The sequence below is a fragment of the Ruegeria sp. YTSC002 genome, from assembly GCF_059609845.1.
Window position 1 is genome coordinate 144060 of record NZ_JBXWML010000003.1, and the last position, 25584, is coordinate 169643.

The 25584-nt window shown below is 59.7% G+C and carries 28 protein-coding genes; 5 read left to right on the plus strand and 23 right to left on the minus strand.

Annotated features, from left to right (window positions below; translation table 11 throughout):
• Positions 1-203 precede the first annotated feature (203 nt).
• The 17 genes from folD to ruvC form a co-directional block, all read right to left on the minus strand.
• The gene (gene folD / locus AC2FFD_RS08310; RefSeq protein ID WP_496872810.1) at positions 204-1094 is read right to left on the minus strand and encodes a bifunctional methylenetetrahydrofolate dehydrogenase/methenyltetrahydrofolate cyclohydrolase FolD; all 891 of its coding nucleotides are present in this window, start codon (positions 1092-1094) and stop codon (positions 204-206) included.
• Between the two features lie 53 nt (positions 1095-1147).
• Positions 1148-1453: a chorismate mutase gene (locus AC2FFD_RS08315; RefSeq protein ID WP_170344981.1), complete on the minus strand. Its 306-nt coding sequence runs from the start codon at positions 1451-1453 to the stop codon at positions 1148-1150.
• A gap of 61 nt (positions 1454-1514) precedes the next feature.
• On the minus strand, positions 1515-3191 hold the full coding sequence (locus AC2FFD_RS08320) for a formate--tetrahydrofolate ligase (RefSeq protein WP_170344980.1): 1677 nt from the start codon (positions 3189-3191) through the stop codon (positions 1515-1517).
• Positions 3192-3335: 144 nt separating this feature from the next.
• Positions 3336-3932: an MOSC domain-containing protein gene (locus AC2FFD_RS08325; protein ID WP_496872811.1), complete on the minus strand. Its 597-nt coding sequence runs from the start codon at positions 3930-3932 to the stop codon at positions 3336-3338.
• Between the two features lie 98 nt (positions 3933-4030).
• Positions 4031-5944: an ATP-dependent zinc metalloprotease FtsH gene (gene ftsH, locus AC2FFD_RS08330; RefSeq protein WP_257600215.1), complete on the minus strand. Its 1914-nt coding sequence runs from the start codon at positions 5942-5944 to the stop codon at positions 4031-4033.
• 75 nt (positions 5945-6019) lie between these two features.
• Positions 6020-7279, minus strand: a complete 1260-nt coding sequence (gene tilS / locus AC2FFD_RS08335; RefSeq protein WP_496872812.1) for a tRNA lysidine(34) synthetase TilS — start codon at positions 7277-7279, stop codon at positions 6020-6022.
• Positions 7270-8094, minus strand: coding sequence for a tol-pal system protein YbgF (gene ybgF / locus AC2FFD_RS08340; RefSeq protein WP_170344976.1), 825 nt, complete (start codon positions 8092-8094; stop codon positions 7270-7272). Before ybgF ends, tilS begins: the two co-directional genes overlap by 10 nt.
• Positions 8095-8098: 4 nt before the next feature.
• Positions 8099-8599, minus strand: coding sequence for a peptidoglycan-associated lipoprotein Pal (gene pal, locus AC2FFD_RS08345; protein ID WP_170344975.1), 501 nt, complete (start codon positions 8597-8599; stop codon positions 8099-8101).
• Between the two features lie 72 nt (positions 8600-8671).
• A complete protein-coding gene (tolB, locus tag AC2FFD_RS08350) occupies positions 8672-9991 on the minus strand; it encodes a Tol-Pal system beta propeller repeat protein TolB (RefSeq protein ID WP_170344974.1) in 1320 nt (439 codons plus the stop codon).
• Positions 9988-11091 carry a cell envelope integrity protein TolA gene (gene tolA, locus AC2FFD_RS08355; RefSeq protein WP_170344973.1) on the minus strand — a complete coding sequence of 368 codons (1104 nt, stop codon included), beginning with the start codon at positions 11089-11091 and terminating at the stop codon, positions 9988-9990. The genes tolB and tolA overlap by 4 nt, the downstream gene beginning before the upstream one ends.
• A gap of 9 nt (positions 11092-11100) precedes the next feature.
• The gene (gene tolR, locus AC2FFD_RS08360; RefSeq protein ID WP_496872813.1) at positions 11101-11577 is read right to left on the minus strand and encodes a protein TolR; all 477 of its coding nucleotides are present in this window, start codon (positions 11575-11577) and stop codon (positions 11101-11103) included.
• A 2-nt stretch (positions 11578-11579) separates the two neighbouring features.
• A complete protein-coding gene (tolQ, locus tag AC2FFD_RS08365; RefSeq protein ID WP_170344972.1) occupies positions 11580-12275 on the minus strand; it encodes a protein TolQ in 696 nt (231 codons plus the stop codon).
• A gap of 109 nt (positions 12276-12384) precedes the next feature.
• The gene (gene ybgC, locus AC2FFD_RS08370) at positions 12385-12768 is read right to left on the minus strand and encodes a tol-pal system-associated acyl-CoA thioesterase (protein WP_170344971.1); all 384 of its coding nucleotides are present in this window, start codon (positions 12766-12768) and stop codon (positions 12385-12387) included.
• On the minus strand, positions 12765-13388 hold the full coding sequence (locus tag AC2FFD_RS08375; protein ID WP_496872814.1) for a hypothetical protein: 624 nt from the start codon (positions 13386-13388) through the stop codon (positions 12765-12767). The genes ybgC and AC2FFD_RS08375 overlap by 4 nt, the downstream gene beginning before the upstream one ends.
• Before the next feature lie 63 nt (positions 13389-13451).
• The gene (gene ruvB / locus AC2FFD_RS08380; RefSeq protein WP_171117487.1) at positions 13452-14471 is read right to left on the minus strand and encodes a Holliday junction branch migration DNA helicase RuvB; all 1020 of its coding nucleotides are present in this window, start codon (positions 14469-14471) and stop codon (positions 13452-13454) included.
• Positions 14472-14475: 4 nt separating this feature from the next.
• Positions 14476-15153 (minus strand): Holliday junction branch migration protein RuvA, encoded by a 678-nt coding sequence (gene ruvA, locus AC2FFD_RS08385; protein ID WP_496872815.1) that lies wholly within the window; start codon positions 15151-15153, stop codon positions 14476-14478.
• Positions 15150-15647 carry a crossover junction endodeoxyribonuclease RuvC gene (gene ruvC, locus AC2FFD_RS08390; protein ID WP_170344967.1) on the minus strand — a complete coding sequence of 166 codons (498 nt, stop codon included), beginning with the start codon at positions 15645-15647 and terminating at the stop codon, positions 15150-15152. The genes ruvA and ruvC overlap by 4 nt, the downstream gene beginning before the upstream one ends.
• A 333-nt stretch (positions 15648-15980) precedes the next feature.
• Here ruvC and AC2FFD_RS08395 point away from each other — a divergent pair, with 333 nt between their 5' ends.
• Entirely contained in the window at positions 15981-16196 is a 216-nt protein-coding gene (locus tag AC2FFD_RS08395) for a DUF1127 domain-containing protein (RefSeq protein ID WP_170344966.1), read from the plus strand.
• Positions 16197-16297: 101 nt separating this feature from the next.
• Here AC2FFD_RS08395 and AC2FFD_RS08400 read toward each other — a convergent pair whose 3' ends face one another.
• The 4 genes from AC2FFD_RS08400 to AC2FFD_RS08415 form a co-directional block, all read right to left on the minus strand.
• Positions 16298-16642, minus strand: a complete 345-nt coding sequence (locus tag AC2FFD_RS08400; protein ID WP_257600209.1) for a hypothetical protein — start codon at positions 16640-16642, stop codon at positions 16298-16300.
• A 101-nt stretch (positions 16643-16743) separates the two neighbouring features.
• The gene (locus tag AC2FFD_RS08405; RefSeq protein ID WP_425079796.1) at positions 16744-17622 is read right to left on the minus strand and encodes a 50S ribosomal protein L11 methyltransferase; all 879 of its coding nucleotides are present in this window, start codon (positions 17620-17622) and stop codon (positions 16744-16746) included.
• 66 nt (positions 17623-17688) lie between these two features.
• Positions 17689-18921, minus strand: a complete 1233-nt coding sequence (locus AC2FFD_RS08410) for an MFS transporter (RefSeq protein ID WP_480685354.1) — start codon at positions 18919-18921, stop codon at positions 17689-17691.
• A gap of 79 nt (positions 18922-19000) precedes the next feature.
• On the minus strand, positions 19001-21196 hold the full coding sequence (locus tag AC2FFD_RS08415; RefSeq protein ID WP_496872816.1) for a primosomal protein N': 2196 nt from the start codon (positions 21194-21196) through the stop codon (positions 19001-19003).
• Positions 21197-21284: 88 nt separating this feature from the next.
• On the opposite strand from AC2FFD_RS08415, the gene fsa reads away from it, so the two are divergent.
• The 4 genes from fsa (at position 21285) to AC2FFD_RS08435 (ending at position 24524) form a co-directional block, all read left to right on the plus strand.
• The gene (gene fsa, locus AC2FFD_RS08420) at positions 21285-21938 is read left to right on the plus strand and encodes a fructose-6-phosphate aldolase (protein ID WP_117869747.1); all 654 of its coding nucleotides are present in this window, start codon (positions 21285-21287) and stop codon (positions 21936-21938) included.
• Positions 21939-22135: 197 nt separating this feature from the next.
• Complete coding sequence (locus AC2FFD_RS08425) at positions 22136-22843, plus strand: DUF484 family protein (RefSeq protein ID WP_170344961.1); 708 nt, start codon at positions 22136-22138, stop codon at positions 22841-22843.
• Positions 22840-23760 (plus strand): tyrosine recombinase XerC, encoded by a 921-nt coding sequence (locus AC2FFD_RS08430; RefSeq protein WP_257600206.1) that lies wholly within the window; start codon positions 22840-22842, stop codon positions 23758-23760. Before AC2FFD_RS08425 ends, AC2FFD_RS08430 begins: the two co-directional genes overlap by 4 nt.
• A 68-nt stretch (positions 23761-23828) precedes the next feature.
• Positions 23829-24524, plus strand: coding sequence for a CDP-alcohol phosphatidyltransferase family protein (locus AC2FFD_RS08435; RefSeq protein WP_170344959.1), 696 nt, complete (start codon positions 23829-23831; stop codon positions 24522-24524).
• A gap of 21 nt (positions 24525-24545) precedes the next feature.
• Here AC2FFD_RS08435 and AC2FFD_RS08440 read toward each other — a convergent pair whose 3' ends face one another.
• A complete protein-coding gene (locus tag AC2FFD_RS08440; RefSeq protein WP_170344958.1) occupies positions 24546-25013 on the minus strand; it encodes a hypothetical protein in 468 nt (155 codons plus the stop codon).
• A 76-nt stretch (positions 25014-25089) separates the two neighbouring features.
• On the minus strand, positions 25090-25545 hold the full coding sequence (locus AC2FFD_RS08445) for a methylated-DNA--[protein]-cysteine S-methyltransferase (RefSeq protein WP_496872817.1): 456 nt from the start codon (positions 25543-25545) through the stop codon (positions 25090-25092).
• Positions 25546-25584 lie beyond the last annotated feature (39 nt).

A 25584-nucleotide genomic window follows, 5' to 3' on the forward strand; every position in this document is an offset into this window, starting at 1 on the left:
ACGATTTATCAGAATTCAACCTTAGCACGACAAGCACTTAGGCACCTTACCTGTAACCAACTGGGAATACGGGGATATCACGATTTTCAAAGCTGTCAAACCCATTCAGGGCAAAATGACCACAGCGTGCAATGATTGTCCCACGAGGTCATGCACAACCGAGCAGTGTGCCGGGCCGACATGATCGACCCGACCAGATTACCTTACGCCGTCAAACCTTCTGGTTCGGGCAGAGCGTTGGCGCGGCAGCACGCAGTCAAAGTGTTGGCCAACAGGCAGGCAATGGTCATCGGACCTACACCGCCCGGAACCGGAGTGATGGAGCCAGCACGCTGGGACGCGCTGGCATAGTCCACGTCACCGACAAGCTTGTTCTTTCCGTCGCGTTCGATGCGGTTGATGCCTACGTCGATCACGGTCGCGCCTTCCTTGATCCAGTCACCCGGTACCATTTCAGGACGACCCACCGCGGCCACGACGATATCGGCCCGGCGCACGACATCCGGCAGATCCTTGGTGCGCGAATGCGCGATGGTCACGGTGCAGCTATCGCCCAGCAGCAGCTGCGCCATCGGTTTACCCACAATGTTCGAGCGACCGATCACAACCGCGTCCATGCCGGAAAGCGAACCGTGGTGGTCACGCAGCATCATCAGGCAACCCAGCGGGGTGCAGGGCACCATCGATTTCTGACCGGTGCCCAGCAGGCCCACGTTCGAGATATGGAACCCGTCGACGTCTTTGGCCGGATCGATGGAATTGATCACCAGGTCTTCATTCAGGTGCTTGGGCAGCGGCAACTGTACCAGAATGCCATGCACGGCCGGGTCGTTGTTCAGCTTGTCGATCAGCGCCAGAAGATCTTCTTCCGAGGTATCGGCATCCAGTTTGTGCTCGTACGAATTCATGCCGACTTCAACAGTCATTTTGCCCTTCGAGCGGACATAGACCTGGCTGGCTGGGTCTTCGCCCACAAGAACCACGGCCAGGCCGGGAGTGATGCCGTTTTCCTCTTTCAGCTTTGCAACCTGATCGGCCACTTGCGCGCGCACTTTTGCGGCAAAGGCCTTACCGTCGATAACCTGAGCTACCATGTTTCGATCCCTTCTTTCAAAAAACGGATCGGGCGCACAAAGCGCCCGGTCAGTCAGTCGGTGCCAATCACGCGCTCTTCGCGTGCAATCGACCAGTCAATCAATATGCGCCATAGCTTCTCGGCCAGATCAGGGTCCATCCCCAGCGCATCCGAGCTTGCACGCACGCGTTGCACCACCTCTTCCACGCGTTCCGGGATACGGGCCGGAAGGCCCTCGCCCGGCTTCAGCTGCGACGCGCGGTCAATGTAACTCGCGCGTGTCACCAACATTTCGATCAGTTGGCGATCCAGCTTGTCGATCTCGGCCCGCAGGTCCTGCATCGTGTTACAGTTCTGGGGCGGTGTCAGAGTGGGCATCGTCATCTCCTCATGGCCCGGGAATGAATCCCCCGGACCACGAGATGTCTTATTCAGCAGCTTAGAACAAGCCCTCGATCTCACCTGCGTCATTGAGGCAGATGGTTTCAGCAGCCGGTTTGCGAGGCAGACCGGGCATGGTCATGATCTCGCCGCAGACGACCACGATGAAACCGGCGCCTGCGGACAGGCGAACTTCACGCACCGGAACCGAATGGCCGGTGGGCGCACCGCGCAGCGATGGGTCGGTCGAGAAGGAATACTGCGTCTTGGCCATGCAGACCGGAAGGTTGCCGTATCCGGCTTCTTCCCATTCACGCAGCTGGTTGCGGATCTTGTTGTCGGCCAGAACTTCGTCAGCGCGGTAGATACGCTTGGCGATGGTTTCGATTTTCTCGAACAGAGGCATTTCGTCGGGGTAGATCGGTGCGAAGTTCGCGGTGCCACCTTCGACGATTTCGACGACTTTCTCGGCCAACGGGGCAGACCCTTCGGAACCCAGCTCCCAGTGACGCGACAGAACCGCCTCGACGCCGTGCTCGCTGCAATAGTCTTTCACCGCCTGAACTTCGGCATCGGTATCGGTGACGAAGTGGTTGATGGCGACGACAACGGGTACACCGAAGGACTTCACGTTCTCGATGTGACGGCCCAGGTTGGCACAGCCTGATTTGACGGCTTCAACGTTTTCGGCACCCAGATCGGCCTTGGCAACGCCGCCGTTCATCTTCATCGCGCGCACGGTGGCGACAAGAACAACTGCCGACGGAGCGATGCCCGCCTTGCGGCATTTGATGTTCATGAACTTCTCGGCCCCCAGATCCGCACCGAAACCGGCTTCGGTCACGACATAGTCGGCGACTTTCAGAGCGGTCTTAGTCGCGATGACCGAGTTACAGCCATGCGCGATGTTCGCGAACGGGCCGCCATGGACGAAGGCCGGGTTGTTTTCCAGCGTCTGCACCAGGTTCGGCTGCATTGCGTCCTTCAGCAGAACAGTCATTGCGCCTTCGGCCTTGATGTCACGGCAATAGACCGGGGTCTTGTCGCGGCGGTAAGCGACGATGATGTCACCCAGACGCTTTTCCAGGTCTTTCAGGTCGTTCGCCAGACAGAGGATCGCCATGACCTCGGACGCCACGGTGATGTCAAAACCTGCCTCACGCGGAAAGCCGTTCGACACACCACCCAGGCTAGCGGTGATCTGACGCAGGGCTCGGTCGTTCATGTCGACCACACGACGCCACGCAACGCGGCGGGTGTCGATCTCCTGCTCGTTGCCCCAATAGATGTGGTTGTCGATCATCGCCGACAGCAGCGAGTGCGCCGAGGTGATGGCGTGGAAGTCACCGGTGAAGTGCAGGTTCATCTCTTCCATCGGAACAACCTGCGCGTAACCGCCACCCGCGGCGCCGCCCTTCATGCCGAAGTTCGGGCCAAGCGAGGCTTCGCGGATACAGATCATCGCGTTCTTGCCGATGCGGTTCAGGCCGTCACCCAGACCCACTGTGGTCGTGGTCTTGCCCTCACCTGCCGGGGTCGGGTTGATTGCAGTCACCAGGATCAGCTTGCCGTCTTCGCGGTCCTGCACCGAGTTGATGAAGTTCTGGCTGACCTTCGCCTTGTCATGGCCATAAGGCAGCAGATCCGCAGAGTCGATGCCGATCTTGGCACCGATTTCCTGAATCGGCTTTTTGTTCGCTTCGCGGGCGATTTCGATATCGGATTTGTAGCTCATTGGCCGGGGTCCTTGATTGAATACCGTGCAAAACCGACGCGGGGCGTCGGCGCTGTGCATTCCATACCCTTGTGTACAATCCCGATAGCCATGGATTCCGACATTCTGGCGTCGCGAAGCGTCGTAAGTTCGTTTCAGGGGTTTCTAATCGGAAACAAGCCTGTTTTCACAAACCCACGCAGGTTGATCCGGAACAAACAGTTTCAGCCGATCCCCCAGTTGAATGCGCCCCGGGCGTTCGACCCATCCGGTGATGCCCCGACGCCCGACCGCCGCAGGTTTGAAAGCCGCGCCATGCCCCGGTTGATCCGCTTCGATCTCGCGCCACGGCAGAACACAAGGGGCGTTTTCCATGTCCACCGTTATCGTCGCCCCGCTCGTTGCCTGAAGACGTGAAGACGGGGGGATATGCGAAAAATCCGGGATCCCGCGCAGCACAATGGAAACCCCAAGATAGGACGGATCAAGCTGATCCAACCCCATGTCCTGCGCAATTTGCTGCAACTCCTCTTCGGACAAAACTGAAAGCTGACGCACGTTTCGAATTTCAGTGCCTTTCGGGTAGAGGTTCGAGACCCTGACACAGGACGCCCGATTAAGGCCTTCGTGGCGCTCACCCTTCGCGCCGTCAAAACCCAAATCCAGCGTGTCAACAGCCTGGGCCCGCAAAGAGGTTCCCGCAGGGACATGGCCAAGCCAGACTGCTTCGGCGGCAAATTCGGTTTCACGCAAAAATGGCATAGCCTTCCCTTTTCGATCTTTTTCTTGCGCGCATATTGCCCGGCAAAACACCGATGAAAAGAAAAAAGACCCGGACTATGCGCCGGGTCTTTTTTTGACTATGCGGAGGGTTCAGGCTCCATTCCGCCATCGGGCGGAGATTTCTTGGCCTTTGTCTTGGGAATGGCCGTGACACTGGGCGCGCTGCCTTCATCCGGCTTGTCGCCTTCGTCATCCTCGCTGGGTGATTCACCATTCATAACGCGCTTGATCTCATCCCCAGTCAGGGTTTCGTATTCAAGCAGACCCTGCGCCAGGCGTTCCCATTCTTCGTGCCGTTCGGTCAGAATCTGGTGCGCGCGCTCATAACCCTGCTGAATCAATCGCTTCACCTCTTCTTCGATCAGCTCTTTCGTATGGGCGGAAACCGAGAACCCTGCGGTGTTGCCCTGATAGCCTTCATGAGCCTCGGCATAATCGATGTTGCCGACCTTGTCCGACATTCCCCAGCGCATCACCATGGCACGCGCCAACTGGCTGGCCTGCATGATGTCCCCGGCCGGGCCGTTCGAAACGTGGTCTTCACCGTATTTGATAACCTCGGCGGCCTTGCCGGCCATGGTCATGGCCAGCTTTTGCTCACACTCATCACGGTGGTAGTTCAGGCGATCCATTTCAGGCAGCGAAACAACCATACCCAGCGCACCACCGCGCGGAATGATCGTGGCTTTGTAGACAGGATCGCACAGCGGCAGGGTCAGACCGACAACGGCATGCCCCGCCTCGTGATAGGCGGTCTTTTCCTTCTGGTCCTGTGTCAGCACCATCGAGCGGCGCTCGGCGCCCATCATCACCTTGTCCTTGGCGTTCTCGAAATCTTCCATGGTGACAAAGCGGCGACCCACGCGGGCGGCCATCAACGCGGCCTCGTTCACGAGGTTTGCCAGATCAGCCCCCGAAAAGCCCGGCGTACCGCGCGCAATGATGCGCAGATCGACATCGGGCCCCAAAGGTGTCTTGCGCGCGTGTACGCCCAAAATCTTCTCGCGGCCTTTGATGTCGGGGTTGCCGACGGTCACCTGGCGGTCGAACCGGCCGGGGCGCAGCAGCGCCGGGTCCAGCACGTCCTTGCGGTTGGTCGCGGCCAGGATGATGACGCCTTCGTTGGCCTCAAAGCCGTCCATCTCGACCAGAAGCTGGTTGAGGGTCTGTTCGCGTTCGTCGTTACCACCGCCGTAACCGGCGCCACGATGGCGGCCCACGGCGTCGATCTCGTCGATGAAAACGATACAGGGCGCATTCTTCTTGGCCTGTTCAAACATGTCCCGGACACGGGATGCACCGACGCCGACGAACATCTCGACAAAGTCGGACCCCGAAATGGTGAAGAACGGCACACCCGCCTCACCCGCGATGGCTCGGGCCAGCAATGTTTTACCGGTACCCGGAGGGCCGACCAGCAGCGCGCCTTTCGGGATCTTGCCGCCAAGGCGGCTGAACTTCTGCGGATTGCGCAGAAACTCGACGATCTCTTCCAGCTCTTCCTTGGCTTCGTCGATGCCTGCGACGTCGTCAAATGTGACGCGGCCATGCTTTTCGGTCAGCATCTTGGCCTTCGACTTGCCAAAGCCCATCGCACCGCCTTTGCCGCCGCCTTGCATCCGGTTCATGAAATAAACCCAGACACCGATCAGCAGCAGGAAGGGCAAGAGCGTGATCAGGAAAGACTGGAAGCCCGACTGCTGTTGCTTGACCGCCTGAACCGGGATGTTCTCATCGATCAAAAGCTTGGTGACCTCGGCGTCGCCGGGTTTGATCGTGACGTAAGTCGCACCGCTTTCGGTGGTATAGCGGATCTGTTCGCCGTCCAGTGTCACGTTCTTGACTTCACCGCTTTGCACGGCGCCGACAAAGTCGGAGTAAGTTCTTTCATTGCTCTGAAGCGTTCCGCCTGGTCCACTGAACAGATTGAACAGTGCAAGGATCAGCAGAAACAGAACGACCCAAAACGCGATATTGCGAGCGTTGCCCAAGGAAATTCTCCCAAAAGTTCCGGCAGGTGAGGAACTGCCAAGTTACCTCTTAAAATAGAGAGGATTGTGGTATGTTCAATGCGATAAAAAAGATGCGTGGAACTCGGGCCATTCCGGCGTCATGTCCGCGCGCCATCCGTTCGCGAATCCCGCAAGCGGAGCGGCCAGCACCGCGCCCCCCTTCCAGACCGCGGGCGTCGCGCTCAAGGCCAGCCTGGGGCGGCCTGTTTCGCGCCATTCGGGCACCTGTCGCAGCCCCTCTTCACCCAAAGCGCGGATCTTGGCACCGGAAATCTCGGGCCCGGCCAAGACCCATTTGCCATCCCAAGCTTCGTCAGGTGCCGAAACCCGAGCCTCCACGGCCTTGAATTCCCTGCAAATCCAAACACTCATCCCTTCTGGCACCAACAGGCAGCCGCTGAGCGAACCCGCCCGCCCGTCGGTTATGGCCTTCATGGCCTGCTCGACCGCCGCCTGACGCGGGGGATATCCCTGCCCTGCGATCCAGGCAATGCATCCTACCAATACGCGGCGTCGGATTTCCTTGGGTAATGCGGTAAAACCGGCCCTGTCCACCCTTACGTCGCCTTGTTCGACCTGGGCGACCTTCCCTGCGGATTCCTGCGCAAAAACACCCAGGGCTGCATGGGCCTGCGCCAGATTGTCGGCCACTCGCGACAGTGAAAGCGCGTCAATTCCCAGAGGTTTGAGGCCGGACAAGGCCTCTCGTGCCTTGATCCGGTCGAAACGAGGGTCCTGATTCGACGGATCTTCGACCCATGTTGCGCCGATACCGGACAGGTAGGTTCGCAGGTCCTTTCGGGTGATCCCCAGCATAGGTCGCAGCAATGTCACACCTTCCCGTTGCCGACTTGCCGACATACCGGACAGTCCCGTGACACCTGATGAACGACCCAGTCGCATCAACAACGTTTCCGCCTGATCATCCGCTGTATGCCCCAACGCGATGGCCTCGATTCCGCGCTGTTGCGCCCAACCGGCAAGCAGGCTGTAACGCGCCTTGCGGGCCTCATCCTGAACATTGCCGGCTCCGTCCCAACCCGCCCAATGAAAAATGTCATGCGGCAACCCCAATGCAGCGGCCTGGCGGGACACTGTCACGGCCTCCTGCGCTGCGCCGGGGCGCAAGCCGTGATCGACTGTGGCCACAAAAAGGGTGATCTCTTCGTTTTGGGCGACTTGATGCAAGAGATGCATCAACGCAACGGAATCCCCACCGCCCGAGACCGCCACGCCCAGTTTACGCGGAAGCCTTTCGGGAAGCCGGGCGCGAAGTTCTGCAAGCAGGTTTTCGCCGTGTCGTTTCAAGAACACCCCAGCGCAGACATCTCTTGCGTCGCAGCCGCAAACGCCGGTGCGGATGGAAAGCGCACGCCAACTTCATTGAGCGTGATGCAGGCCTGATCGGTCTGCCCCAGACGCCCCAGCGCCGCGCCCAACTCGAACAGGGCCTCGGGGGCAAATGCTCCTTCGGAATCTCCGGTAAAGCTTGCCAAGAATGCCCGTGCCGCTTCGCGGGTGTCGCCAAGACCTTCAAGCGCATGACCCCGTTTCAGATTCGCTTCGGGCGCCAGAGGGCTGCCGGGATAGTTCGCGTCAAACTGCGCAAACAAATCAGCCGCAGTCTGGTAATCGCCATCGGCCAGTGCTTGCGATGCCGCGTCGAAATCCGCCCGCTCGCCCACGGCCAGTTCACCCTGATCGGTTTGGGATGGTGTCGCAGGCGTGATGACGGCCGTACCTACATCTGCGTCCTCTCCGCCCAGTGTGCTGGTCGGTTCGCCTGAAATCTCACAATTTGCCTCCAGCTCGCACAGGCGGAACTCCAGATCTCCGATGCGATTGGTCCCGTCCGAGACAATGTTCTGCACACGCTGGTTCAGCTGCTCGGTCTGACGGGTCAGGCGTTGCAGTTCCGCTTCAATGGCGTCAACCCGTTCGAGAATCGAACTGCCGGACAGGTTTGGCGCGGGCGATCCTGTGGTGGAAAACTCGCGCTTCAGACGCTGAATTTCCACATGCAGCACCGTCAGCTCCTGACGAATGTCGGCCAGGGTCTGTTGATCCTGTGCCTGTGCAACACCGGCCGTCGCCATGACTGCCGCCAATACCCATCCTGCCATACGCATCGTCTTACCCCAGCGTTGATCCGGTCAGCACCGTCACTGCGCGGCGGTTTTTGGAATAGCACTCCTCGGTGCTGCAAATCTCAATCGGGCGCTCCTTGCCGTAGCTGACGGTTTTGAGACGGTTGCCTGCAACACCGCGCGAAATCAGATACTCCCGAGCGGCATTTGCGCGACGCGCACCCAGCGCAAGGTTGTATTCGCGGGTGCCCTGCTCGTCCGCGTGACCTTCGATCGTGGCAACGAAATCCGGATTGGCCAGAAGCCAGTCTGCTTGCCCTTGCAACACGGTCTGCGCCTGTGGTGTCAGGGTCGACTGGTCCACTGCGAACAGAACACGATCCCCGACGGTCTGCTGGAAATACGCAGGCGAACGCGGGTCACTGGGCGAGCCCGGTACGATCGCGCCAGTGCCACCGGCACCGCCCAATGCGGATGGGTCATTGTTCGTACAGGCGGCGATCACACTCAGCGCGCCCAACGCCAGGACTTTGCTCAATACATTCATTTCAAGTGCCTCGTGTTTTGATTATTGCCGCCTGTCTATCACAGCGACGATTCGTTGTGAACTTTGCTGCGATCAATTCTGTAGTGGGCCCCATGACGGATCACTGCCGCCATCCGGGGTGCGCACAGGGCGCAGGTTGCGACCCGAGATGTCCACCGAGTACAACGAGGCCCGGCCACTGGCACCCTGCGTTTCACGGGTGAACATGATGACGCGGCCATTGGGCGACCAGGTTGGGCCTTCATCCAGAAACGAGGCGGTCAACAAGCGTTCCTCTGATCCGTCCGTGCGCATCACCCCAATGTGGAAGCGGCCCTGATTTTGCTTGGTAAAGGCAATCAGATCGCCGCGCGGCGACCATACCGGCGTGCCGTAACGACCTGCGCCAAAGCTGATCCGCGTTGCCTCGCCGCCATTCGCGGGCATAACGTAAAGCTGCGGCGTACCAGAACGGTCGCTTTCAAACACGATCCGGCTGCCATCCGGCGAATAGCTGGGTGCGGTTTCAATCGCCGGAGTGTTGGTCAGACGGGTGCTTTTCCCCGAGGCCAGATCCATTTTCCACAGATCCGTGTTTCCGCCTTGAATCAGAGAATACACGATCGACCGGCCATCTGGCGAAAAGCGGGGCGAAAAACTCATGGTTCCGTCCTGCGTCTTCAGCTCCTGCCGTTTTACGCGGCCCACGTCCAGAACATAGATGCGCGGGCTGCCGCTTTCATAGCTGGTGTAAAGCAAACGATCGCCGGTAGGCGAAAAACGCGGCGCCAGAACGATTGCGGCACTGTCAGTCATGTACTGCACATTCGCCCCGTCATAATCCATGATCGCCAGTCGCTTCAGGCGCTGGTTTTTCGGCCCGCTTTCCGAAACGAAGGCCACACGGCTGTCGAAATACCCGCCCTCACCTGTGATCCGGCTATAAACTTGGTCCGCCACCTTATGCGCCATACGCCGCCAACCTTCGGTGGTACCCGCCAGTTGCAACCCATTGCCCAGTTCCTGACCCGAAAACACATCCCAGACCCGGAACCGAACCGTAAGGTTCTTGCCCGAAACATTGACCGCCCCCGTGATCAGCGCATCCGCATTGATCGCTTTCCAATCGGCAAACTGAACCGGAGCCTCAAAGCTGCTGACCCGACTGATGAAGGCATCCGAAGAGATCTCGCGGAACAACCCCGTTCCCGTCAGATCAGCTGCCACCACGCGCGAGATGTCCTGTGCATATTGCGACGCTGACGGGCCATCGGGGACAAAGTTCGGTACCGCAAAGGGCAAGGGTTCGATAATGCCTTGGTCCAACTCCAGTCGCAGGGGACCGTTCTGTGCAAGAACCGGCGCAGACATCAGCGTCAGGCCGACAAAGAGGCTGGTCAGAAGTTTCATCATTTGATCCGCATCCTCTCGGGATTGAATGTAATCTCAACATCCTGCCAATGAGCGTATTTGTCAGCAGGCAAGTCATATCCTCTGGCCCCGCAGCGCAAAATCGCGCGCCGGGCGGCCTGATAGGCCTGATTGGCCGCGCCAGCAGACCCACCAGAACTGTCCAGCATCCGAATGCTGCCATCCACAACCGTACCATCACGGTTCAGCGAAAAAGCTACAACGACCACGGTGCTTAGCGCATCCGTAGACAAAGAGCCCACGTTCCAGCATTTGGACACGGCCAATCGCATCGCGTCCTTCTCGCCGCTGGTCAGCGGTGGGCCGGAAGGCTCGGTTCCGCCGCCCAAGGCTTCGGCCAGAGCGTCATTGATCGCGGCCTCGTCGGCTTGCGCGTCAGGTTCAGGCGCCGCTTCCGGCGTCTGCGCCACAACAGGTTCGGGCGGTGGGCTTGGGCGGTTCGGACGCACCCGCGGTCGCGGTGACGTAAGCGGAGACTGCTCTTTGGTTTCCTCTGCCTCGGTCACGATTTCGGGGGCCGCTTCTTCCGGCGCAGTCTGATCCTGTTGTTCCTGCTGAACCTCGGCGCCTTCGTCCAGAGACACCGGCGGCGTTTCGAAATCATCCGGTTTTGCCTCGGGCGGTGGTGGCGCTATGGCCTCGGGGGCGACACGATCCGACGGGCGCGGCTGCGCCTCGGGCCCTGGTGGCACAGGCTGTGCAACAGGTTCGACCTCGGGCTCTATCAATGTTGGCGGTTCATCCGGCACGTCCGGTTCCGGCGGCGCTTCGACGATAACAGGAGCGGGCTCAGGTTCGGGTTCGGCGGGCACGACGGGTTCAGGGCGCGGCTGTTCCTCGACCACAGGTTCTGGCGGCTTGGTCTCAGCCTGTGGTTCGGGCGGCTGTTGCAATGCCGTCGGCACCTCCGGGATCGCAGGCGCATCCCGCTGCGCCGTCATGGCCGCGAATTGTTCAGCGGTGATCACGGTCACATCCTGTACGGCCATCGGCAACGGCTCGGACCGGAAGGTGCCGCCGAACAGCGCCGCTCCGATCAGGCTGACATGCGCAATCGCCGAAATCTTGGTGCCGGTATCCACCGTGCGGCCTCACTCTCCACCTTCATCCAGCGTCGGCCCGCCCGTATCGGTCACAAGCCCAACGTTGGAAAACCCGCCTGCGTTCAGCGCACCCATGACCTGCATGACCTGCGCGTAAGGAATCGCGCCATCGGCGCGCAGGAAAACCCGGTCACTGCTCCGCTCTGCGGCGATGGCCCGCAGTTTGCCGATCAGCTCTTCGCGCAACACGTCAGTTGTTTGAATTTGCACCTGTCCATCTGCCGTCAGGGTCACGGTCAACGGTTCTTCATTGTCACCGGGCAAAGCACTGGCAGCGGTCTTGGGCAGATCCACCGGAACACCGACGGTCAGCAGTGGCGCGGCCACCATGAAGATAATCAGCAAAACCAGCATGACATCCACAAACGGGGTCACGTTGATCTCGGCCATGGGTTGCGCGCGACCGCGACGTCGACCGCGTCTGCGCCCGTTTCCACCCGAGGATTGCTGAACCGCCGCGCCCATTTTCAGCTGTCCAACTGGCGCGACAGGATGGTGGCGAATTCATCGGCAAAGGCTTCGTACCCGCCCACGATGCGGTCACAGTCTGCACTGAGCTTGTTGTAAAAAATTACTGCCGGGATCGCCGCCAGAAGGCCCAGCCCCGTCGCCATGAGGGCCTCGGCAATACCCGGGGCCACGACCGCCAGGTTGGTATTCTGCTGCTCTGCGATTTCGATAAAGGCATTCATGATGCCCCAGACGGTCCCAAACAGGCCGATGAACGGCGCAGTCGATCCAACCGTGGCCAGAATGGGCAGACCTTTCTGCAAGGTCTCTGCCTCTTTCGCAATGGCCACATCCATGGACCGGTCTATCCGCGCGGTCGCTCCGGCAATCAATCCCCCGTCATTTCGGTGCGACCTGCGCCATTCGATCATTCCGGCAGCAAAAATCTTTTCAGAACTGCCATCCGGCTGGGTTCCGATCTGCTCAAACAACTCGTCCAAAGGGTTGCCGGACCAAAAGCTCTCGTCAAATGCCTGCGCCTCGCGACGGGCCGCGCGGTAATTGATCAGCTTCTGGATGATGATGCCCCAGGACCAGATGGATGCGCCGATCAGCATCAACATCACCAATTTGACGATAAAGGTCGCGCGGGCATACAGCCCCCACATGGAGAAATCGATCTCCTGCGCCAGCGCCAGCGTTTCAGCTTCCATGAACCTGCTCTTTGTTTTGCCTGACGGCCGTTTGTTTGGCCTTGTTTTGCCAAACGCTAACGCAGTTGGGGCTGAAATGCCAACAGAACCACCCCTGAGACGCAAATTGTTACATCAATGCGCGAATCTCTGCCGGAAGCCGGATCGGCCTGCCGTCCTTGTTGATGCAAACGGCTGTGACCGAGGCGCGAAAAATCTCGGTCTCGCCACGCCGGACCAGCTGCGCCATGGTCAGCCGCACACCCGAGATTTCCGTGACTTCGGTTTCAACGATCAACTCGTCATCAAACCTGGCGGGCGCAAGGTAATCGGCCTCGACCCGCCGCACGACCCACACAATGCCCTCTTCCCGCATCGCGTTCTGGTCATTGCCCAGATTGCGTACCCAATCCGAACGCGCACGTTCGATATACCGCAGATAGTTCGCGTGATAGACGACGCCGCCCATGTCGGTGTCTTCATAGTATACGCGAACCGGATAGGTATGTTTCATTGCAGTGGCTCCAGCCGGGCAAACAACCTGAGCGCATGAGACGCATCCTGCGCAGAACCCGGCAAAACCGGATCATAGGCCGCCCGAATCAACGCAGCAATATCGGGGCGCAGGATCGTCGTTTCACCTGCCACAGCCAGCGGAGATTGCGTCCGAAACGCAGCATCGGACCAAAGCAGGATGGTCTGCACCACCTGGCTCAGCGCCAGCGTTTCCGCCGGTATCTTGGACAACTGAGTGTCCATGCGCAGAAAAACAAAAGCCGCTCGGATCGCGCCATCTTCTTCGAACCGGAAAACGCGGTACTGGTTTGCATCCGCTTCAACCAAGCGCCCGACCAACGGTGCCAGTTCGGGAATCAGACGATCAAGATCCGGCACGTCCAGCAGCTCTTGCCAATCCCGAAAGAAGAAGATCATGCAGTTGGCACCAAGCTCGGGGTCGGTTTCGGCCATTTTGTGACCGGCCAAGGTGACAACCGCCTCGAAGGCACCCTTCACAGTGGACAGCGTTTGATCTTCAACACCAAACACAATCGGCACGATCGGCCGCCCCCAACGCGCAAACAGAAACTCACCGCTTTCGCGCGTGAACAGCGCCTCAATCTCTTCCGGTGTCACGCCCCGCCCTTCATCTTTTCGAAAATTCTCTCGCCGAAGGCATAAATTTTCCAAGCGCAAGCTTCAACCAAACAGATCGCTCTGCCGCTTGGGCGCAGCCATTCCCAAATGCGTCCAGGCCTTCTGCGCCAACATCCGCCCACGCGGTGTTCGCTGGATCAACCCCTGTTGCAACAGATAGGGCTCGATCACTTCTTCCAGCGAGTCCCGGCTTTCCGATAGCGCCGCCGACAAGGTCTCAATTCCAACCGGCCCGCCGGCATAGTTTTCGGCGATCAGTTTCAGATAACGCCGGTCGGCGCCATCCAGCCCCAGTTTGTCTACACCCAGGCGCGTCAGTGCGCCATCCGCAAGACCGCGCGTGATCCGCCCATCCCCTTCGACAATGGCGAAATCCACCACCCGGCGCAGCAGACGTCCGGCGATGCGCGGTGTCCCGCGTGACCTGCGCGCAATCTCGCGTGCGCCCTCATCATCCGCCGGAGCGCCGAGTTTCCGCGCGTTTCGGGTTACGATCTCATGCAGCTCGTCCACGGTGTAGAACTGCAACCGGGTCGGAATACCAAACCGGTCGCGCAAAGGTGTGGTCAGCAAACCCATGCGCGTCGTGGCCCCGACAAGCGTGAAGGGTTGCAACTCGATCCGTACGGTTCGCGCAGCGGGCCCCTCGCCGATCACCAGATCAAGCTCGAAATCTTCCATCGCGGGGTAAAGCACCTCTTCCACCGCCGGGTTCAGGCGGTGGATTTCGTCGATGAACAGGACATCACGTGCTTCGAGATTGGTCAGGATCGCAGCCAGATCACCCGCTTTCGCCAGAACCGGCCCCGACGTCATACGAAAATTCACCCCCAGTTCACGCGCCATGATCTGCGCCAGCGTCGTCTTGCCCAACCCCGGAGGGCCATGGAACAACGTGTGATCCATCGCCTCGCCCCGCTGGCGGGCAGATTGGATGAAGATGCGCAGATTGGCGCGTGCCTCGGCCTGACCGATGAACTCATCCAAGCCCTGCGGGCGCAATGCGCGGTCATTGTCCTCGGGCAATGGGTCCGGGCGCACAGTGGGATCAGCGTCTACCATTCATTCAGCCTTTCGGAGCCAGCAATTGCAGGGCAGCACGGATCAAACCCGCTTCGTCTGCATCCGGGTTGTTGGCGGCCGCCTCGGCAACCGCGGCTGCTGCATCCGACGGCCCATAACCCAGATTGGACAAGGCTGACAGCGCACCAGCTGATGCCGCAGCGGCCCCGGAGGCCGGTTTTTGCGTTCGCTTCGGAGCAGACGCTGCCTCGACAGGCTCGACAACTTCGATCGAAGGGCCATCCATCGCATCGGTCACCGTGCCGCCCATGGCCATGACGCCCGGCGCCTTGTCCTTGAGATCCAGAACAATCCGCTGCGCCGTTTTCGGCCCGACGCCTTTCGCCGCCTTGACCGCCGCCCAATCTCCCAGTGCGATTGCGCGGCTGACACCGTCCGGCCCCAGCGCGCTGAGGATCGCCAGAGAGACTTTCGCTCCGACCCCCTGAACCGAGCACAAAAGGCGGTGCCATTCCTTCTCGACCAGCGAGAGAAAGCCATAAAGCTGCATCAGGTCCTCGCGCACGACCATGTCCGTATAGATCGAAACCGCCTCGCCCACACCCGGCAGTGCGGCCATGGTCCGATCAGAGCAATAGACGATGTAGCCAACGCCACGCACATCGATCAGCACGTGATCCGCCGCGCGGTAGTCCAAGCGACCTGTCAGTTTGCCAATCATGCCCGCACCTCTTTCACACGCACCTGTTGCGTCTTGCCGTAATAGGCATGGCAGATCGCAATCGCCAGAGCATCTGCCGCATCCGGCCCTTTGGGCTGACATCCGGGCAATTGCAGTTTGACCATGTGCAGCACCTGCTCTTTCTCGGCATGACCCACACCAACCACGGTCTTTTTGACGCGGTTGGGTGCGTATTCCCCCACCGGCAATCCGGCCTGTGCCAGCGTCAGCAGCGCAACACCCCGCGCCTGGCCCAGTTTGAGCGTACCGGCGCCATCCTTGTTCACAAAGGTCTGTTCGATGGCCGCCTGGTCCGGTCGGTGATCGGCGATGACTTCGACAATCTGGTTGTGAAGAGACAACAGCCGCTCACCCAGATCATCCCCATCCGACTTGCACAAACCGTTGGCCACATGGCTCAGGCGGCTGCCATTTGATTCGATGACGCCCCACCCCAGGGTCCTAAGCCCCGGATCAATGCCCAGAATTCGCATGTTTTGCCTCGGCCTGCTCGGGTTCTGTGATCTTTTTCCAACGCCTAGCACGAAGCGTGAACATTTTCCAAGCGAATTGACCCAAGGCCTGAAAACGACACACCTGTCCCATGGGCGACTCAACGCGCCATTTGCGACTTCAAAAAGTCTGAATTCGACACTTTTGTGAACGCGTTTTCACCAATTTTTTAAGGGGATTTCAGCCTTTTCGAGCATTGCAGGAAACGCATAGGACACATGCAAAAACTGAACTTGTGCAGGTGATTTGGCGGCACTAGATGCCGGGCAGATCGCAAGACTGCAAAGTGAACACCAACCAGAAGGAAACAGGATATGGCTGCACTGGACACCACCCGCTTCGCCTCCACTGGCTCGTTCGGCCTCGTTGGCCGTATCGGCGCATTTTTCGTATCGGCCGTGAACGCCGCCGTCGAATGGAATGACGCCCGCGTTACCCGCAACGCGCTGACCGGTCTGAGCGATCGTGAACTGGAAGATATCGGCCTGTGCCGTGGCGACATCGACGCCATCGCTCAAGGTCGCCGGTAATACCGACCACCACTCGCATTCGCCCCTACTTCCTCCCTTGAGAGGCAAACAGAAACACCGCGCGCCCCAGGCACGCGGTGTTTTTTTCCGAAAACCGAGATTCAGTACATAATCTTGTTGAGTTGGGCGGCAATCGCCTGCGACACCGGGTCGATCTGCATCACCCAGGCACCTGCTTTTTCGACCGATGTGCCTTCGTTCAAACTGTCGATCCGGTATTGGTATCCGGTCGGGCCAAGGCTGGACAAAAGAAACGCTTTGAACGCTATGACACCCAACAGCGTAAGCAACAGCACCCTGGCCGGCACTGCCGAGCTTACCCGCTGCGGTTTCATGACGACCAGACCATCCCTGCGCATCGTCGCGCGATAGCCACGGCTCATCTTTTGATGTTTTTTGTTCAGGCGATTAACGCGCTGAGTGAACTCCAGTTGTTTACCCGTCATGGCAGCCTCCAAAAACCGCCCCCCTCGACTTCAGTCAGAAAACGGTAAAAAGAGATTACGACAAAAACGTGGCAAAATTCCACAAAACTCCTGCAAATGGCCTAGTTTGCGCCCTGTTTCATTAAGATTAGGGTCGTCCACTCACCAATCTCATCCCTATGAGCAAGATTGAACTCATTTTGAGAATAAACGGACACCACATCATCGGCCTGTTCGTTGAGGATCCCCGACAGGATTGCATACCCTCCGGGACGCAGATTCGCCGCGATTTCCGGCGAGAGGGCGACCAGAGGACCTTTGAGAATATTGGCAAAGATCAGGTCGTAGGGCGCGTGAGCCCTGAGATCGGGGTGATCGAAACCCGCGGCTTCCACGCACTGCACGGCACCGGACATCCCGTTCGCCTTGAGGTTGGCTTCGGCCACGTCAACGGCCACTTCATCAATGTCGCTGGCAATGATGTCACCGTCCCAGACCCGGGCTGCGGCCATGGCCAGAACGGCGGTGCCGCAGCCGATATCCGCCACTTTCGTCGCGGTGAAGCCTTCGTCCAGCAATCTGTCAAAGGCCTTGAGGCAACCCAACGTCGTACCATGGTGGCCGGTGCCAAAGGCCATTGCGGCCTCGATCAGCAAAGGGATGCGGCCTTCGGGCAGCTTGTCGGCATCATGGCTTCCATAGACAAAGAAACGCCCCGCCTCGACGGGCGCAAGCTCGCGTCGCACATGCGCAACCCAGTCGGTTTCCGGCAGCTCTGAAACAACAAACGGTTTGGCGTCGAATGCCGCGGCCAAAACCGCCAGTGCGGTTTCGTCCGGGGCTTCGGTGAAATATCCGCCGACCTCCCACAGGCCGGATCCGTCTTCGACCTCGAACACACCAACGCCGGTTGGTTCCGGCTCCAGACGTTCCATCGCCTCGCCCAGACCTTCGGCGGCCTTCTTACCTGTCAGCGTCGTCAGTGCGGTGAATGTGGGCATTGGGGCCTCCTGTCTCGATTGACACCGCGCCTAGGACGCCGCGCCGTCAAGGTCAAGCGCCGAGGCCTATTCCGCAGGGGCGGGGGCGTATTTGGTCAGGATGGTTTCGTTGCCCGGCTCGGGGTGACGCGGGATCAACAGGGACAGCAGCAGCGAAACGATCGCCATCGCCGTGGCCAGGCCAAACACGGCGCCCGGCGACACGACCCAAAGCAGGCCAAGCAAAGCGGGCAAAAACACCGCCGCAATATGATTGATCGTGAAGGCCACCGCAGCGGTCGGCGCGATATCGGCAGGGTCGGCGATTTTCTGGAAATAGGTTTTCAACGCCAAAGCCAGCGCAAACAGCACGTGGTCGATCACATAAAGGGTCGCCGCAAGCAGAACACCCCAGCCGAACCAATAGATGCCGCCATAGGCTGCGAACACGATGGCCAGACCGGTGTATTCGAATATCAGCGTGCGCCGCTCACCGAACTTTGCAACCGCCTTTCCCAGCAATGGGGCGGCCATCATGTTGATCATCAGGTTGATCAGGTAAAGGCTGGTGAGCTCATGCACTTCAAAGCCGAATTTCTCGACCATCATGAACCCGGCAAAGACGACAAATATCTGCCGTCGCGCGCCTGCCATGAACTGCAACGCATAATACAGCCAATACCGGCGGCGCAGGATCAGCTTCTTGGTCTGCGGCGTGGGCGCATCGAATTGCGGATAGGCGAACAGACAGAACAGGGCCAGCGCAGCCGTAACACCACCCGACGCCATGAATACAAAGTTGTAGGACAGATCAAAGCGATCCCAGGTCAGTACGATCAGCCCATACACCACCATGGTCGCCGCCGATCCCATCGCAACCAGCCATCCCAGCACCTGCGGAGCACGATCCTTGGGCAGCCACTGCAATTGAAGCGACTGGTTCACGGTCTCGTAGTAATGGAACCCGATCGAGCTGAACAAGGTCACGAAAAGCAACCCGCCCAGGCTGGGGAACCAGGCGGTCACCGCCGTTGCGACACCAAGCATCATCAGAGAGATCATCGCCAGCACCTGCTCGCGAATGAAAATGATGACGGCAATCACGCCAACCGCCAGAAACCCCGGAATCTCGCGCACGGTATGCAGCAGACCGATATCCGCGCCATCAAAATTCGCCACCTCAATAACGAAGTTGTTCAGCAGCGCGCTCCATGCGTTGAACGCAATGGGCATGGTCAGCGCCATCATGAACAACAGCGTGATGGGGCGGCGCCAGAACGGCAGGCTCTTAGCCTCGGCAAGGGGCATGGGTTTCAGCATGAGCCCCCTCTACGCCCATTTCACCGCTTTGGCGAGAGGGAAGCGGTCTGCGCACAATCACCCTGCACAGATGCAGAGGTCAATAAAAATTCTGTGGGTCAATATCGACGGTCAGACGGATATCACCCTTCAGACGCAATGGGGCGATCCAGCGGGCAATGGCATCCTGAATCGGCGCCCCTTTCGGGGCTTTCACCAACAAGCGTACTCTGTGGCGGCCACGTATACGTGCGATGGGTGCCGGCGCCGGGCCAAAGACCTGAGCGCCGATCTGCGTCAAAGGTGTATCGTTGCGCGCCATTGCATTGCCGATATCGAAAACCGGCCCGACCTCGGGGCCCGACAACACGATCCCGGCCATGCGACCATAGGGCGGCACGCCTGCCGCCTGCCGACCCGCTGCCTCGGCTTTCCAGAACCCTTCCTCGTCACCCGACAGGATGGCCCGGATCACCGGGTGTTCCGGTTGAAATGTCTGCAACAACGCCTGCCCCGGCTTGTCCGCCCGTCCCGCGCGCCCGGCCACTTGCCGCATCAATTGAAACGTACGCTCAGCCGCGCGCAGGTCCGCGCCATGCAGGGAAAGGTCAGCGTCGATCACACCGACCAATGTGAGTTTGGGAAAGTTGTGGCCCTTGGCCACCAGCTGCGTACCGATGATAATGTCGGCATCCCCGGCGGCGATCTCTTCAATCTTGGCCTTCAAGGCCCGCGCCGAACCGAACAGATCAGAGCTCAGCATCGCGATGTTTGCCTCTGGGAAGGTCGCCTCGGCTTCTTCCGCCAGCCGTTCTATCCCCGGCCCGACCGGGGCCAGCTTGCCTTCCACACCACAGGAGGGGCAGGCTTCGGGCATCGGCTTGGTTTCACCGCATTGGTGGCACATCAATCGCTTGAGAAACCGATGCTCGACCATGCGTGCATCGCACTGATCACAGGCGATCTGCTCACCGCAGGCCCGGCACAACGTGACCGGCGCATAGCCACGGCGGTTGATGAACAATAGCGATTGTTCGCCTTTTTCGATCCGCTGCTGCACCGCTTGCCGCAAAGACGGAGAAACCCACGTTCCGGGAGTCATCTGTTCGGCCCGCATGTCGATGGGCTTCATCTCGGGCAATACCGCCGCTCCAAAGCGCGAGGTCAGGTCGAGCCGTTCATATTTGCCGGCCTCGGCATTGGCCCAGCTTTCCAGCGAAGGCGTCGCGCTGGCCAGAATCACCCGGGCGCCACAGATCGCCGAGCGCAGAACTGCCATGTCGCGTGCGCTGTAATGCACGCCGTCTTCCTGTTTGTAGGACGTGTCGTGTTCTTCATCGACCACCACCAGCCCCAGATCGCGGAATGGCAGAAACAGCGCCGACCGGGCGCCCACAACCAGTTGCGCATTCCCCTGTCCGACCATCCGCCAGACCCGGCGCCGTTCCGTCATGGTCGCGCCGGAATGCCATTCCGCCGGGCGCGCACCGAACCGCGCCTCGACCCGGGTCAGAAATTCTGCGGTCAGGGCAATCTCGGGAAGCAGAACCAAGGCCTGCCGCCCCATGCGCAACGCCTCGGCCACGGCCTCTAAATAGACCTCGGTCTTGCCGGAACCGGTAACGCCTTTCAGCAGCGTGGTGCCGTAATCGCCTGTCCGCTGCCCGGCCTGAAGCCGTTTGACCGCCGCTGCCTGATCAGCGGTCAGGTCTTTCCCGGGCAGGTCCGGATCAAGATGCGGATAAGGCAGGTCGCGCGGGCTGTCCTCTTCGCGCACGGCGCCTTGTTTGACCAACCCCTTGACAACAGATGACGTTACACCTGCCTGTTCGGCGAGTTCCTTCAAGGTAAAGGCCAGCCCGCCATAATCCCGCAATACCTCCAGAACCCGGTTCCGGGCATCGGTCATTCGGTCAGGTTCAGTATCCCCCAGCCGGTAGACCTTGCGCATAGACGGCGGATCACCCAGGCCCGGTGCCCGCGTCGCCAGACGCAGCATCGCAGGCATTGGCGTCAGAGTGTAATCGGCAACCTTCTCCAGAAACACCCGCATTTCTTCACGCATCGGAGCAACTTCGAGAACCCGGATCACCGACCGCGCCTTGCTCAGATCAAAACCACCCTGCCCTGGCCCCCAGACCACCCCCAGCACCTTGCGCGGGCCCAAAGGAACCTCGACAAACGCGCCCAGAACGCACCCGCCTTCGGGCGCTTTGTAATCCAGCGTCCGGTCAAGCGGCTGCGTTGTCAGCACCGCAACCAGCTCTCCTTGGTCGAAAAATCCGTTAGCGCTCACGGCATGTCCTTCGCAGGGGGTTCCAGCAGGGGTCTCTTTGAGGTAAAGCCATCCGCGACCAAGGCCAACCCATCAAAGGACTGCCCTCATGAAATTCTTCGTAGACACAGCCGAAATCGACGCCATCGCCGAACTGAACGATCTGGGCATGGTGGACGGCGTAACCACCAACCCTTCGCTGATCCTGAAATCGGGTCGCGACATTCTGGAAGTAACCAAAGAAATTTGTGAGCTGGTCGACGGCCCGGTATCGGCAGAGGTTGTCGCTACCGAAGCTGACGACATGATCGCCGAAGGCCGCAAGCTGGCCAAGATCGCGCCGAATATCGCCGTGAAGGTTCCGCTGACATGGGCGGGCCTGAAAACCTGCAAAACGCTCAGCGACGAAGGCCAGATGGTCAACGTGACCCTCTGTTTCTCGACCAATCAGGCGATTCTGGCTGCAAAGGCGGGCGCGACATTCATCTCGCCATTCATCGGACGGCTTGACGATATCAACCTCGACGGCATGGACCTGATCGCAGACATCCGTCAGGTCTATGACAACTACGGGTTCGAGACCGAAATTCTTGCCGCATCGATCCGTACCGTCAACCATGTGACCGACAGCGCCCGCATCGGGGCCGACGTGATCACTGCGCCGCCTGCCGTCATCAAGAAGCTGGCCGACCATCCGTTGACGGACAAAGGTCTGGAAACCTTCCTCGCGGACTGGGCCAAAACCGGCCAGAAGATCCTCTGATCCCAGACCCGACCGCGCGGTGCCGAAAGGCGCCGCGCCCGGCCCAACGGCCAAATGCCTGATCTGTGATCAGGCATGGCGGGCGGGAGCCCCTGCGCCACAGCATGCAAGGAAACCCACCCTTGCGTGCATTTTTTCCGAGGCAAATCCGGACCGGCATGTTATAAGCCGCGACAACAAAAAAGACCGGACGGAACATGAGCAGCAATCCCAAACTCGAGGATAACCTCCGCGCGGCAATTCTGGCCGAGCCGGATGTCGTGCTGGACGACAAAGACCTGATGCAGGCTCTTGTCGCAGCCAACGAGCAAGCACGCGGCGACAACGTGATTGACCTGCGCGGCATTGCGATGCAACGGCTCGAGGCCCGGCTGGATCGTCTGGAAGACACCCACCGTTCCGTCATCGCCGCGGCCTATGAAAACCTTGCGGGCACCAATCAGGTCCACCGCGCCATTCTGCGATTGCTGGAACCTGTCGAGTTCGAAGATTTCCTGCGCACGCTGGGCGCCGATGTGGCGGACATCCTGCGCGTCGACAGCGTTACGCTGGTTCTGGAAACCACCGTGGTTCAGAACGATCCTGCGATTGACACGCTGGGTGGTGTCCTGACGATCGCGGAACCCGGCTTCATCGACCGGTATCTGACCATTGATCGCGGTGGCCCCGCACGGGACGTGATCTTGCGGGAAATCCATCAGCCAAGCCGCCGCATTTTCGGGTCACAGGCCGATCAGCTTCGTTCCGAGGCCTGCCTGAAGCTTGACCTCGGGGCCGGTCGTCTTCCGGGCATGATCGTCATGGCAGCCCGCGACCCGCGGCATTTCACTCCGCAGCTGGGCACCGATCTTCTGGCCTTTTTTGCCGGCGTATTCGAACGCTCGATGCGCCACTGGCTGTCGTGAGCCTGATCTCACCCGCCTGCCGCGACGCGCTTCAGCATTGGCTGGACAGCCTGGGCGCACTTGCCGGACGATCCGAGAACACGCAAAACGCCTATCGAGGCGATGTCGTCGAGTTTCTGTCGTTCATGACCCTGCATCACGCCGAACGGCATGGCCTGAAAGCGCTGGAACGGATCACGGTGTCGGATATGCGCGCCTGGATGGCGGATCAGCGCGGCGCAGATGTCAGCGCGCGGTCTTTGGCGCGCAAACTGTCGGCGGTCAAAAGCTTCTACCGTTGGCTGGCAGAGCGTGAGGGGTTCGAGCCCACCGCCGTTCTGTCCACCCGCGCGCCAAAATTCACCAAGAAACTGCCCCGTCCACTGGCCGAAGACGCAGCCCGCGCCATGATCGATACAGTGGAACTGCAATCCACGTCGGACTGGGTCGCAGCCCGCGACGTCGCGGTTGTCACGCTGCTTTATGGATGCGGACTGCGCATATCCGAGGCACTGTCCCTGACCGGTTCGGACGCACCTTTGCCCGCCACGCTGCGCATCGTCGGCAAAGGCGACAAAGAGCGGGTCGTACCGGTTCTTCCCGCGGCTCGGGAAGCGGTCGACAGATACCTGAAGCTATGTCCCCATCCACAAGCACAGGACAAAGCCCTGTTTCGCGGCGTCCGAGGAGGGGCACTGAACCCGCGCGCGATCCAAGGGGTCATGGCCAAGGCACGTATGCAATTGGGCCTGCCATCTACTGCAACGCCCCACGCCATGCGGCACAGCTTTGCCACCCACCTGCTTACAGCCGGAGGCGACCTGCGTGCCATTCAGGAACTTCTGGGCCACGCCTCCTTGTCGACGACGCAGACCTATACGGCAGTGGACACAGCGCGGTTGATGGAGGTCTACAACCGCGCGCATCCCAAAGCCTGACTTACCCATCATTCGAAAACCCGGGCTTTTGGTTTGCATCTCGGACGCGCATCGGTCATGACGCTTGCATGACACTCAGATTTAAAGCTCTTTCCGTTCATCTCTTCACTGCAACAGGCGCTGTTTTTGCCATGCTGGCCATGCTGGCTGCCGTCGAAGAGAAATGGAGCCTTATGTATCTTTGGCTGGTCGTGTCTTTCATCGTGGACGGTATCGATGGCCCGCTGGCGCGACATTATCACGTCAAGCACAACGCGCCCGAGTTCGACGGCGTTCTGCTGGACCTGATTATCGATTACCTGACCTATGTGTTCATCCCGGCCTTTGCCCTGTTCAAGTCGGGGCTGATGGACGGCTGGACCGGATGGTTCGCGATCATCGTCATCACCTTTGCCAGTGCGATGTATTTCGCGGATACACGCATGAAGACCAAGGACAATTCCTTTTCCGGCTTTCCCGGGTGCTGGAACATGTTCGTCATCGTGATCTTCGCGCTGGAGCCGAATTTCTGGATCATCCTGCTGCTGGTCACGCTGCTGTCGCTGGCCATGTTTCTGCCACTGAAATTCGTTCATCCCGTCCGCACCGAGCGCTGGCGCAGCCTGACCTTGCCGATGGCGCTGGCATGGACGTTCTTCGCGGGTTGGGCCGCCTGGGTCGATTTTCACCCCGAAAGCTGGGCCCATTGGGGGCTGGTCATCACCAGCCTGTACCTGACCTTCGCAGGCATCGCCCAACAGGTTGTTCCGCAGCGCCACGCCTGACGCAGCGCTGCCCGTCCCGTTTTACAGAACGTCCTGAACCTCGAATTCGGTGCCGTTATGGGTAAAGACGTCGCCCTTTTGCAGACCTGCCATCGCCAGATAAATCGGGCTTTGGGTTGAAATGCCCATATAGGTCTTGCCGTCCACCTCGAACCGCGTCGTCGAAACACACACGACAAATCTGCGGTTGTTGAACTTGATCACGGCACCCGGCTTGACCGTGTCGGTCAGACTGAAATCGGTGTTTTCGATGACGTCAATCTTGGCATGATGCGCATGGACCGGGGCGTCAAAGGCAGCCGCCAGATCGGCGTTCTCACGCGATGCGGCAATGTCATCCTTGTCGTGACCTTCCCGGTCGTCCAATTGAGCATCTTTCAAAAACGCGTCGTAATGCGCCTGCGCTGTTGCAAGCTCTTGCGCTTCAAGCGACATCAACCGGTCGATAATGGCCTTCTTGCGGGCTGCACGGTCTTGTTCAGTGGTCATGCAATGCGGTCCTTCAAATTCAGCAACGGTTACAAGTTGTGTCTGCAAAAAGCGGATTGCAACCGAATTTCGACGCTCAGATCAAAAGACCTGCCGCCCGCTCATGCCGCAACAGGGCAACTTTCGTCTCAACACCACCGTCGCCCGAGAAACCACCCAGGCCATTTGCGGCCAGAACCCGGTGGCAGGGAATGATCACGGGAATGGGGTTTGCGCCGCAGGCCTGGCCAACCGGCTGGGCGGGCCGCCCCAGTTCTTTGGCGATATCGCCATAGGTGCGCGTTTCTCCTAGAGGGATGGCATACATCAGGTCACAGACCTGCTTTTGAAACTCTGATCCGTCAATGCGATACGGCAGATCGAAACGGTCAAGCCGCCCTTCATCATAGGCCGTCAACTGGGCGGCGGCTTCGCGCAGCAGCGCGGTCGGCTCTCCTTCGTCCCTGCCGTTCCAGACAAGCCGCGTAAGGGCCCCGTCTGTTTCTTCAACACCAAGTCGCCCGAACCGGGTTTCAACGGAAATCATCGCCATGGACCGACGGTTTCAGATCAAAGCGCCCAGCGCAAGCGC